At 69.2% G+C, this 10,187-nt stretch carries 11 protein-coding genes and 1 pseudogene; 1 reads left to right on the forward strand and 11 read right to left on the reverse strand.

Features of this window, described 5'->3' with window-relative positions:
* Positions 1 to 116: 116 nt before the first annotated feature.
* Both KV106_RS15930 and KV106_RS15935 read right to left on the reverse strand, forming a co-directional pair.
* Positions 117 to 497 carry a helicase SNF2 gene (locus tag KV106_RS15930; protein ID WP_261211024.1) on the reverse strand — a complete coding sequence of 127 codons (381 nt, stop codon included), beginning with the start codon at positions 495 to 497 and terminating at the stop codon, positions 117 to 119.
* Between the two features lie 272 nt (positions 498 to 769).
* The gene (locus KV106_RS15935; RefSeq protein ID WP_261211025.1) at positions 770 to 1,570 is read right to left on the reverse strand and encodes an alpha/beta fold hydrolase; all 801 of its coding nucleotides are present in this window, start codon (positions 1,568 to 1,570) and stop codon (positions 770 to 772) included.
* A gap of 131 nt (positions 1,571 to 1,701) precedes the next feature.
* Between KV106_RS15935 and KV106_RS15940 the strand changes: the two are divergent.
* Positions 1,702 to 2,604: pseudogene (locus tag KV106_RS15940) on the forward strand (LysR family transcriptional regulator); the annotation flags it as partial.
* Positions 2,605 to 2,629: 25 nt separating this feature from the next.
* On the opposite strand, the gene KV106_RS15945 reads toward KV106_RS15940, so the two are convergent.
* Genes KV106_RS15945 through KV106_RS15985 form a run of 9 tightly spaced genes read right to left on the reverse strand, consistent with a single transcriptional unit; the run spans position 2,630 to position 10,066 of the window.
* The gene (locus KV106_RS15945; protein WP_057597602.1) at positions 2,630 to 2,821 is read right to left on the reverse strand and encodes a 2-hydroxymuconate tautomerase; all 192 of its coding nucleotides are present in this window, start codon (positions 2,819 to 2,821) and stop codon (positions 2,630 to 2,632) included.
* Positions 2,822 to 2,840: 19 nt separating this feature from the next.
* Positions 2,841 to 3,629, reverse strand: coding sequence for a 2-oxo-3-hexenedioate decarboxylase (dmpH, locus tag KV106_RS15950; protein ID WP_261211026.1), 789 nt, complete (start codon positions 3,627 to 3,629; stop codon positions 2,841 to 2,843).
* Positions 3,626 to 4,702, reverse strand: coding sequence for a 4-hydroxy-2-oxovalerate aldolase (dmpG, locus tag KV106_RS15955; protein ID WP_261211028.1), 1,077 nt, complete (start codon positions 4,700 to 4,702; stop codon positions 3,626 to 3,628). Before dmpG ends, dmpH begins: the two co-directional genes overlap by 4 nt.
* Positions 4,703 to 4,715: 13 nt before the next feature.
* Entirely contained in the window at positions 4,716 to 5,639 is a 924-nt protein-coding gene (locus KV106_RS15960; RefSeq protein ID WP_261211029.1) for an acetaldehyde dehydrogenase (acetylating), read from the reverse strand.
* A gap of 13 nt (positions 5,640 to 5,652) precedes the next feature.
* Complete coding sequence (gene dmpE, locus KV106_RS15965) at positions 5,653 to 6,435, reverse strand: 2-oxopent-4-enoate hydratase (RefSeq protein ID WP_057597598.1); 783 nt, start codon at positions 6,433 to 6,435, stop codon at positions 5,653 to 5,655.
* Between the two features lie 29 nt (positions 6,436 to 6,464).
* A complete protein-coding gene (locus KV106_RS15970; protein ID WP_261211031.1) occupies positions 6,465 to 7,289 on the reverse strand; it encodes an alpha/beta fold hydrolase in 825 nt (274 codons plus the stop codon).
* A 10-nt stretch (positions 7,290 to 7,299) separates the two neighbouring features.
* Positions 7,300 to 8,754, reverse strand: a complete 1,455-nt coding sequence (locus KV106_RS15975) for a 2-hydroxymuconic semialdehyde dehydrogenase (protein WP_261211032.1) — start codon at positions 8,752 to 8,754, stop codon at positions 7,300 to 7,302.
* Between the two features lie 10 nt (positions 8,755 to 8,764).
* Complete coding sequence (locus KV106_RS15980) at positions 8,765 to 9,697, reverse strand: catechol 2,3-dioxygenase (protein WP_057597595.1); 933 nt, start codon at positions 9,695 to 9,697, stop codon at positions 8,765 to 8,767.
* Between the two features lie 27 nt (positions 9,698 to 9,724).
* Positions 9,725 to 10,066 (reverse strand): 2Fe-2S iron-sulfur cluster binding domain-containing protein, encoded by a 342-nt coding sequence (locus KV106_RS15985; RefSeq protein ID WP_261211033.1) that lies wholly within the window; start codon positions 10,064 to 10,066, stop codon positions 9,725 to 9,727.
* Positions 10,067 to 10,187 lie beyond the last annotated feature (121 nt).

A 10,187-nucleotide genomic window follows, 5' to 3' on the forward strand; every position in this document is an offset into this window, starting at 1 on the left:
CAGAGCCAACAAAGAAGCCGGCCCCTGCTTTCGCAAGGGCCGGCTTCTTCGTTGGCTGAACCTCTGGCCTCATCGCGGGGCCGACCCGCACGATGCGACCGAGTTCCGGGTGCCGATTACAGCGGCAGCGAGTCGCCGCGGGCAGCAGCGCGGGCTTGTGCGCGCACTGCGTTGCGGTCCACGGTGCTGGCGACCAGCGGCGCCACGCCCGACGAAGCGCCTTCGGCGTAGGGGTTGTCGCTGTGTGCTGCGGCAACGGCTTCGGCACGCACGGCAGCACGGCTGGTCTGCGACACGATCATCTGGGCCGGGCCGGCGTTGGCGCCTTCGGCATAGGGATCGGCGCTGCGAGCGGCGATGACGGCCTGGCCGGCGACTTCGGCGCGGCTGGCGGCCGAGGTCAGGGGATGCACACCCTCATAGGTTTCTGCATGGGCTGCACCGGCAGCGGCGAGCAGGGAGAGGGCAACGGCGGAGAGGAGCTTCGAGGCGTTCATTTTGAGTATTCCTTCAATTCTTGTGACTTGACTTTGGATGATTCGAACCGGTCTTGGGTGGGGCGCCGTCCCTTCGGGGGCGGCCACCTCGCCAGTGCCTGTTCACCCAGATCAGTCGCTGCCTTCTACTTGTCTTGGAGTCGGCGGCTGGTCCGTGAGATGAATTGTGCGCCTCGAACCTAGGTAAAAACCCTAGGCAAATGGAACCGCGGCGTTCACGGGAAGGAAACAATCGATCGTCCGCGCCCCGCCTGCCCCCTTTTGCCTCCCCTTCATCGGCCCTCGAGGAAATCGACCACCGCGCCCACGAACTCCTTCGGAAACTCCACGTTCGACAGGTGCACCGCAGGCAAGGTCAGCAGCCGGGCGCCCGGCACGGTGGCCGCGATCAGTTCGCCATGGCTCGCGGCCGTGACCGGGTCGAACTCGCCCGCGATCACCAGCGTGGGCCGCTCGATCAGCGCGATGGGCCGGCGCAGGTCGGCGTCGCGCACGGCGGCGAGCGCGCCGGCCAGGCCCTGCGGGTCGATCTCGAGCAGCACCTGGCGGAAGGCCTGCACCACGGGGCCGTTCTCGGTCAGCAGCCGCTCGGGGAACCAGTTGCGCAGGAAGCCCTCGGCCGTCTCCTTCATGTCGGGGGCGGCCAGCACGCCGACGATGCGCTCGTCGAACACACGGGCCGGGCCGAGCCACGAGGAGGTGTTGGCCAGCACCAGCCGGTCGATGCGTTCGGGCGCGTGCACGCCCAGCCACTGGCCGATGAAGCCGCCGAGCGAGAGGCCGAGGAAATGCGCGCGCTCGATCTTCAGCGCGTCGAGCAGTTCGATCGCGTCGCGGCCGAGCCGGTCCATCGAATAGGCGCCCGGCGTGACGCCCGAGCCGCCATGGCCGCGCGTGTCGTAGCGCAGCACGTGGAAATGCCGGCCCAGCGCCTCGACCTCGCCGTCCCACATCGAGAGCGTGGTGCCGATGGAGTTCGACAGCAGCAGCACGGGCTTGCCGGCATCGCCATCGAAGCGGTAGGCGATGCGGGCGCCGTCGCCGGCGGTGGTGGTGTGGGTGAAGTGGCTCATGGCGTGCTTTCCTTGGCATGGCTTCGGAGCCTCGGGCCCCTGCAACGGCGATCACCGTGCGTCAAATCGTAGTTGCGCCCCCTGGCGAAAGAAATTACAAAGTTCGATCAATCCTTGTCAGAAAATCGAACATGAGCGACTTCACCCTGCACGACCTCCAATGCTTCGACGCGGTGGTGCGCGCGGGCGGCTTCCAGGCCGCCGCCACGCAGTTGCATCGCTCGCATCCGGCGGTGTTCGCGGCCGTGGCCAAGCTCGAGCGGCAGCTCGGCCTGGTGCTGCTCGACCGCGGCGGCTACCGCGTGCAGCCCACCGAGGCCGGGCGCTCCTTCCATGCGCGCGCGCAGTCGCTGCTGCGCGAGCTCGAGGGCCTGCGCGGCCATGCGCGCCAGCTCGCGGTGGGCGAGGAAAGCGAGCTGCGCGTGGTGATCGGCGACCTGTGCCCGCGGCCGCAGGTGCTGGCGATGCTGGCGCGCTTCTTCGCGCAGTGCCCGGGCACGCGGCTCGCGCTGTACTTCGAGGCGGTGGCCGGTCCGGCCGAACGGCTGTTCGACGGCGAGGCCGACCTGATCCTGCACGGCATCGACAAGCGCGATCCGCGACTCGAGTGGATCGACCTGTGCAAGGTGCCCTTCGTGCCGGTGGTGGCGCCGGCGCTGCTGGCCGAGCCGCTGCCGCGCGCGCCGGGGCCCGAGAGCATGCGCGCCTACACCCAGTGCGTGATGCGCGACACCGCGCGCCACACGCCGCCCAAGGACCACTTCCTGATCGAGGGCGCGCACCAGTGCACCGTGGCCGACCAGCTCATGAAGAAGGAAGTGATCCTGCTGGGCCTGGGCTGGGGCCACATGCCGCGCTTCCTGATCGAGGAGGAGCTGCGCGACGGCCGGCTGCGCTCGATCGCGGGCCGCCACCTGCCCGGCAGCGTCGAGGAACTGGTGGCGGCGCGCCGGCGCGACCGCTCGCCGGGGCCGGTCGCGAGCCGGCTCTGGGCCCACATCGAGGCCGAGGCGCCGGCATTGCGCCGCGCGCTGGCCGGCACCGGCACCGGCGAGGCCGCTAGCGCCCCAGGTCCTTCGCCGACACCCCGGCGATCCCCCAGTTCTCCTTCGGCACGTCGTGCAGCCACACGCGCACATTCTCCTTCGGCGCGTTGACGGCCTCGACGATGGCGGCCGTGACCTTCTCGATCAGCGCGCGCTTCTGGTCCTCGGTGCGGCCTTCGATCAGGTAGATCTGCGCAAACGGCATGGTCCGGCTCCTTCCCTGTTCAGACGAAGCGCAGGCCGACGCTGCCCATGCCCTGCACCTTGAGCGTGACCGAGTCGCCCGCCTGCACGGCCACCGCCTCGGTGATGCCGCCCGACAGGATCAGCGTGCCGGCGGGAATCTCCTCGCCGCGCGCGCCCAGGTGGTTGGCCAGCATCGCGATGGCCGCGGCCGGATGGCCGAGCACCGCCGCGCCGGCGCCGAAGGCCACGGGCTGGCCGTTCTTCTCGAGCACGATGCCCGTGGTGCGCAGGTCGACCTCGCTCGCGGGCACGGCCCGGCCACCGACCACGAAACGCGAGGCCGAAGTGTTGTCGGCCACCACGCTCTTGAGGTCGAACTTGAAGTCGCGGTAACGGCTGTCGATCACCTCGATGCCCGGCAGCACGAAGTCGGTGGCCGCGAGCACCGCGCCGATGTGGCAGCCCGGGCCCCTGAGCGCGCGCTTCGTCACGAAGGCGATCTCGGGCTCGACCTTCGGATGGATCAGCTCGCTCACCCGGCACTCGCCGCCCTCGGGCACGGCGTAGTTCTCGGCCATGAAGCCGAAGACCGGCGTGGTCACGCCCATCTGCTTCATCTTGGCGTGCGAGGTCAGGCCGGCCTTGAGGCCGACGATGCGCAGGCCGCGCGACGTCTTGCGGCGGCGGATCTCGTCCTGGATCGCATAGGCGTCGTCCCAGTCCATCTGCGGGTATTCGTCGGTGATCTTGGGCGTGTCGCGCGCCTCGAGCTCGCAGGTCTCGAGATGCTCTGCGAGCGCGGCGATGGTCTTCGCATCGAGCTTCATGCCGCCACCTCCTGCACGACCTCGGCGGCCACCGGCACCGGCGCCCGGCGCTCGCGCGCCAGCGTGATCGCCGTGTCCTCGATCATGTCCTCCTGCCCGCCGACCATGCCGCGCCGGCCCAGCTCGACCAGGATCTCGCGCGCCGGCACGCCGTATTTCTTCTCGGCGCGCTTGGCGAACAGCAGGAAGCTCGAGTACACGCCCGCGTAGCCCAGCGTGAGCGAGTCGCGGTCGACGCGGATCACGTGGTCCATGATCGGCACCACGCGGTCCTCGGCCACGTCCTGGATGCCGAACACGTCGACGCCGGTCTCGATGCCCATGCGGTCGCAGACCGCGACGAACACCTCCATCGGCGTGTTGCCCGCGCCCGCGCCCAGCCCCGCGGCAGCGGCGTCGATGCGGTTCGCGCCCGCCTCCACCGCGGCGATCGAGTTGGCGATGCCCATTGCCAGGTTGTGGTGGCCATGGAAGCCCAGCTCGGTGTCGGGCTTCAATGCCGCGCGCACCGCGCCCAGCCGCGCCTTCACGTCCTCGGGCAGCATGTGGCCGGCCGAGTCGGTCACGTAGATGCAGTTGGCGCCGTAGCCTTCCATCAGCAGCGCCTGCCGCACCAGCAGCTCGGGCGAGGCCATGTGGGCCATCATGAGGAAGCCGACCGTGTCGAGGCCCAGCTTGCGCGCCATCGCGATGTGCTGCTCCGACACGTCGGCCTCGGTGCAGTGCGTGGCCACGCGCACCGTGTGCACGCCCAGGCCGTGCGCCATGCGCAGGTGGTCGACGGTGCCGATGCCCGGGATCAGCAGCGCCGAGACCTTGGCGCGCTTCATCAGCGGGATCACCGTGCCGAGGTACTCCTCGTCGGAGTGGGCCGGAAAGCCGTAGTTGACCGAGCTGCCGCCCAGGCCGTCGCCATGCGTGACCTCGATCAGCGGCACGCCCGCCTCGTCGAGGCCGGTGGCGATGTGCTTCATCTGTTCGAGCGTCATCAGGTGGCGCTTGGGATGCATGCCGTCGCGCAGCGTCATGTCGTGCACGGTGACGCGGCGGCCCTTGAGGGTGTTGGTGTTCATGGGGTGGGTGCTCCTATGCCGCGACGGCTTCGGGTTGCGGGGCGCCGGAGAGCATCGCCTCGGCGAACATCTCCGCCGTGCGCGCCGCGGCGGCGGTCATGATGTCGAGGTTGCCGGCGTACTTGGGCAGGTAGTCGCCCAGGCCCTCGACCTCGAGGTAGATCGACACGCGCTTGCCGTCGAACACCGGCCCGTTGACCAGCTTGTAGCCCGGCACGTAGCGCCGCACCTCCGCGATCATGGCGTGCACCGAGGCGGTGATGCGCGCCTCGTCGGGCGTGTCCTCGGTCAGGCAGTGCACCGTGTCGCGCATGATCAGCGGCGGCTCGGCGGGATTGACGATGATGATCGCCTTGCCCTTCGCGGCGCCGCCCACGCGCTCGACAGCGCCGGCCGTGGTGCGGGTGAACTCGTCGATGTTCTTGCGCGTGCCCGGGCCGACCGAGCGGCTGGACACGGTGGCCACGATCTCGCCGTAGGCCACGGGCTGCACGCGCGACACCGCCGCCACCATCGGGATGGTGGCCTGGCCGCCGCAGGTGACCATGTTGACGTTGGCGGGCCGTTCGCCGGCATCGGCCATCAGCGCCTGCAGATTCACCGGCGGCACGCAGAACGGGCCGATGGCCGCGGGCGTGAGGTCGATCATCAGCACGCCGAGCGCATTGAGCTTCGCGCTGTTCTCGGCATGCACGTAGGCGCTGGTGGCATCGAAGGCGATCCGCACGCCGTCGGCCTTCACGTGCGGCAGCAGGCCGTCCACGCCCTCGGCGGTGGTCTTCAGGCCCATCTCGCGGGCGCGCTTCAGGCCGTCGGACTCGGGGTCGATGCCCACCATCCACACCGGCTCGAGCACCGGGCTGCGCTGCAGCTTCGCGAGCAGGTCGGTGCCGATGTTGCCCGGGCCGATCAGCGCGCACTTGATCTTGTTCGTCATGGGTTTTTCTCCGTCAATGGAAGCGCACCGAGCAGCCGCCGAGACCGCCGATGGAGACGCGGAAGTTGTCGCCGGCCTGGGCCGGGAACATGGCGGCGAGCGCGCCCGAGAGGATCACCTCGCCGGCCTTGAGACCGATGCCGAGCGCGCCGAGGGTGTTGGCCAGCCACGCGACCGCGTTGACCGGCGAGCCGAGCGCGGCGGCGCCCGCGCCGGTGGCGATGATCTCGCCGTTCTTCTCGAGCACCATGCCGCAGGTCGAGAGGTCGACGCGGCGCGGATCGACCGCGCTGTCGCCGAGCACGAACACGCCGCACGAGGCGTTGTCGGCCACGGTGTCGGCGATCCTGATCTTCCAGTCGCGGATGCGCGAGTCGACGATCTCGAAGCAGGGCATCACGCATTCGGTGGCGGCCAGCACGTCGGCATTGCCGATGCCCGGGCCCATCAGGTCGCGCTTGAGGATGAAGGCGATCTCGCCCTCGGCCTTGGGCTGGATCAGCGTGGTGCTGTCGATCGACTCGCCCTCGCCGACGATCATGCCGTCGAGCAGGTAGCCGAAGTCGGGCTGGAACACGCCGAGCATGTTCATCACGGCGCGCGAGGTCACGCCGATCTTCTTGCCGACGATGCGCTCGCCGGCCTCGAGGCGGCGCGCGATCATGCGCTGCTGCACGCCGTAGGCATCGGCCACGGTGATGCCCTCGTGGCGGCTGGTGAGCGGATCGACGACGCCGCGCGCGCGCAGCGCCTCGTAGAGCTCGTCGCCGAGCTGCTGGATCAGTGTGGGGTCCATGGTCTCTCTTTGCGTTGGGATGGAAGAAATCAGTCGGCCTCGGCCAGGAAGTCGCCGACCAGCCGCGCGAAGCGCGCGGCATGCTCGATCTGGGTCCAGTGGCCGCAGCGGCCGAACACATGCAGCTGGCTGTCGGCGATCCACTCGGACAGCGTCAGCGAGGTGGCGAGCGGGATCACGCGGTCCTCTCGGCCGTGGATCAGCAACGTGCGATGCGGCAGCGCGCGGATGTCGGCCTCGGGACTGGCCAGCGCATCGACCCAGCGCTGGCGCGGCGCCGGGAACATGGCGCCGAACGACTCCTGGAAGCCGGGCCGGATGCTGGCCTCGTAGCGCAGCTGCGCGAGCTCATCGCTGACCAGCGTGCGGTCGAAGGCGAACACGTCCATGATGCGGCGCATGTTCTCGAACGAGGGTGTGTAGCCCCAGACGGCGTCGAGGCCCGGCGTGATCGCGAAGGGCACGCCCACGCTGCCCATCAGCACAAGCCGGCGCACGCGCTGCGGCGCGCGGATGGCCAGCGCCAGCGCGAGCGCGCCGCCGAAGGAGTTGCCGATCAGGTCGGTGCGTTCGATGTCGAGCGCATCGAGCAGGTCGAGCGCCTGGCGCACCCAGCCGTCCATGTCGTAGGCCGCGCCCGGCACGCGCTCGGTGAAGCCGAAGCCGGCCATGTCGGGCGCGATCGCGCGCCGACTCGCGGCCAGCACCGGCAGCACGAGCCGCCAGTTGGCCCAGGCACTGACGCCCGGGCCCGAGCCGTGGATCAGCAGCACGGGCGCGCCCTGCCCCAGGTCGTGCACGTTGGTGGCGAAGCCGCCGGTGCGCACGCTGTGGGCGATCTCGGGATTGGTCACTGCCGTGTCCTCAGAGCTTGATGCAGACGTTGCGGAGCTCGGTGTAGAACTCCAGCGAATGCACGCCGCCCTCGCGGCCGATGCCCGAGGCCTTGGCGCCGCCGAAGGCGGTGCGCAGGTCGCGCAGGAACCAGCTGTTGACCCAGCAGATGCCGACCTCGACGCGCTTGGCGACGCGGTGCGCGCGGCCTAGGTTCTCGGTCCACACGGTGGTGGCGAGGCCGTAGTCGGTGGCGTTGGCGAGCGCGATCGCTTCCTCCTCGGTGTCGAAGGGCGCGATGTGGCAGCAGGGGCCGAAGATCTCCTCGCGGATCACGGCGGCCGTCTCGGGCAAGCCGGTCCAGATGGTGGGCTGCACCCAGTTGCCTTCGGCCAGCGCGCCCTTCATGGCGGGCACGCCGCCGCCCGTGACGACGGTGGCGCCTTCCTGCACGGCCTTCTCGTAGTACGACAGCACCTTGCGCTGGTGCTCGCGCGAGATCAGCGGGCCGAGGCCGACGCCGGGTTCTTCCGAAGGACCTGGCTTCAACGCCTCGGCCTTGGCCTTGAGCGCCGCGACGAACCTGTCGAAGATCGGCCGCTGCACATAGACCCGCTCGGTGCCCAGGCAGACCTGGCCGCAGTTCTCGAAGGCCGAGCGCGTGATGCCGGCCACGGCCTTGTCGAAGTCGGCATCGGCGAACACGATGCCGGCGTTCTTGCCGCCGAGTTCGAAGGACACGGGCCGCACGCCCCTGGCGGCCGCAGCCATGATGGCCTCGCCGGTGCGGGTCTCGCCCGTGAAGGTGATGCCGTTCACGCCCGGATGCCGGGTCAGGAACTCGCCGGCCGAGTCGGGCCCGAAGCCGTGCACCACGTTGTAGACGCCCGGCGGAATGCCGACGGCGTTCATCACTTCGCCAAGCAGGGTTGCGGTGGCGGGCGTTTCCTCCGAGGGCTTGACGACGACGGTGTTGCCGCAGGCCAGCGCGGGGCCGACCTTCCAGGTCATCAGGAGCAGCGGCAGGTTCCAGGGGCAGACGACGCCGATCACGCCCAGCGGCGAGCGCACGGCGTAGTTGAGCGCCTGGCCGCCGTCGGGTGTGGCCATCTCGAAGCTCTCGGTGGGCACGTTCTTCACGATGTCGGCGAACACCTTGAAGTTGGCCGCGCCGCGCGGGATGTCGACATGCGAGGCCAGCGCATGCGGCTTGCCGGTGTCGGCCATCTCGGCGGCGAGGAAGTCGTCGAAGCGCCGGTTGATCTCGTCGGCCACCGCATGCAGCAGCTCGACGCGACGCGCGACGCTCATGCGGCCCCATTCGCCGTCGAGCGCGGCGCGGGCCGCGCGCACGGCGGCATCGACCTCGGCCGCGCCGGCCTCGTGCACCAGGCCGATCAGGCGGTTGTCGACCGGCGCCCGGTTCTCGAAGGTCTTCGCGCCGGCGACGAACTCGCCGCCGATGAAGTTCATGAACTGCTTCATCGAGCGCTCCTCAGGTCAGCACGCTCAGGAAGTTCTCGTTGAGCTTGCGGTCGTGATAGAAGATCGCGCGCCCGAGCTCGTCGTCGGTCCACACCAGCGGCGGCTTGTCCGGGTAGTAGATGTAGCCGCCCGAGAACACCTCGTTGCGGTTGCCGCTCGGGTCGAAGAAGTAGATGGTTTCGCCGCGCGTGATGCCGTGGCGCGTGGGGCCGATGTCGAGCGACACGCGCTTCTTCGAGATGATGTCGGCCGCCTTCAGCACCTCGCCCCAGTTGTCGAGCAGGAACGATGCGTGGTGGAACTTGTTCTTCTCGGCATGGCGGATGAATGCGATGTCGTGCGGCTTGGTCGAGCAGGTCAGGAAGGCCGCGATGTACATGCGCTCGGGACCGGCCACCACGCTCTCGGCGAGCTGGAAGCCCAGCACGTCGATGAACAACTTCATGGTGCCGTCGAGGTCGTCGCCGTACAGCAGGCAATGGTCGAAGCGCGAGGGCGCCATGCCCTTGAGATCGTCGGGATAGACCTCGGGGTTCTCGTAGGACATGCCGTTGCCGACCTTTTCCTTCTCGGCGAACAGTTCGATCGAATGGCCGGTGGGCACGGTGAAGCGAAAGCGCCGGCCGGTGCGCAGATGCTCGCCGGCCTCGATCCACTGCAGATCGGTCGCGAGGCCGCTGGCCTTGACATCGGCCGCGAGCTTCTCGAGCGTGGCGGGCGAATCGACGCGAAAGCCCATGAAGTCCATGCCGGCCTCGTCGGCCTCGCGCAGCACCACGCTGTGGTGATCGTGCTCGTCCCAGGCCTTGAGGTAGATGCGGCCCTGCGGATCGCGAGCGGTTTCGATCAGGCCCAGCACGTCGCGGTAGTGCTTGAGCGCGGCCTCGATGTCGAGCACGCGCAGTTGCACGTGTCCGGGACGGATGACGCCGGTGATTGCCATGAGAGTCTCCTTGGTGGTTGAAAAGGTTCAGGTGGGGGAACTGGAATTTCTGGAAGTCGTTGCCGCATGCCGTTCGATGCAGCGGGCCAACTTGTCGACGGCGCGCAGGGCGAGGTCGCTTTGCGGGTAGGCCCTGCAGGCGAGCACGTAGCCCTGGGCTTCTTCCGCGGCGCTGACGTGGCAGCGGCTCATGCGCTCGTGGCGCACATGGCCCGATTCGATGCGGACCTTGCAGACGCCGCAACCGCCGCCTCGGCAGCCGACGGGGATGCCTTTGCGGCCCAATTGCTCCATGCCGCCGAGCAGGGTCTGGTCGGGTTTGCAGGGGTAGCGTTCGCCGGTGTTGTCTATGGCTACTGAGAAGGTCATGAAGGTTCTCGTTTGGTTGGCCGGGGGCGCGTGCACAGGACAGCGGGTACTTCCCTCCGCGAATGTCCCCCGCCCTTCGGGCTCCTCCTTGATTTCGCTGCGGGAAGCACCCACTGCCCTG

It is taken from the genome of Variovorax endophyticus (assembly GCF_025376855.1).
Taxonomy (GTDB): Bacteria; Pseudomonadota; Gammaproteobacteria; order Burkholderiales; family Burkholderiaceae_C; genus Variovorax.

Bases quoted from the DNA above. Each gene is read 5' to 3' on its own strand.
- KV106_RS15930 (WP_261211024.1), bottom strand. From the start codon at position 497: ATGAACGCCTCGAAGCTCCTCTCCGCCGTTGCCCTCTCCCTGCTCGCC.
- KV106_RS15935 (WP_261211025.1), bottom strand. From the start codon at position 1,570: ATGAGCCACTTCACCCACACCACCACCGCCGGCGACGGCGCCCGCATC.
- KV106_RS15945 (WP_057597602.1), bottom strand. From the start codon at position 2,821: ATGCCGTTTGCGCAGATCTACCTGATCGAAGGCCGCACCGAGGACCAG.
- dmpH (WP_261211026.1), bottom strand. From the start codon at position 3,629: ATGAAGCTCGATGCGAAGACCATCGCCGCGCTCGCAGAGCATCTCGAG.
- dmpG (WP_261211028.1), bottom strand. From the start codon at position 4,702: ATGAACACCAACACCCTCAAGGGCCGCCGCGTCACCGTGCACGACATG.
- KV106_RS15960 (WP_261211029.1), bottom strand. From the start codon at position 5,639: ATGACGAACAAGATCAAGTGCGCGCTGATCGGCCCGGGCAACATCGGC.
- dmpE (WP_057597598.1), bottom strand. From the start codon at position 6,435: ATGGACCCCACACTGATCCAGCAGCTCGGCGACGAGCTCTACGAGGCG.
- KV106_RS15975 (WP_261211032.1), bottom strand. From the start codon at position 8,754: ATGAAGCAGTTCATGAACTTCATCGGCGGCGAGTTCGTCGCCGGCGCG.
- KV106_RS15980 (WP_057597595.1), bottom strand. From the start codon at position 9,697: ATGGCAATCACCGGCGTCATCCGTCCCGGACACGTGCAACTGCGCGTG.
- KV106_RS15985 (WP_261211033.1), bottom strand. From the start codon at position 10,066: ATGACCTTCTCAGTAGCCATAGACAACACCGGCGAACGCTACCCCTGC.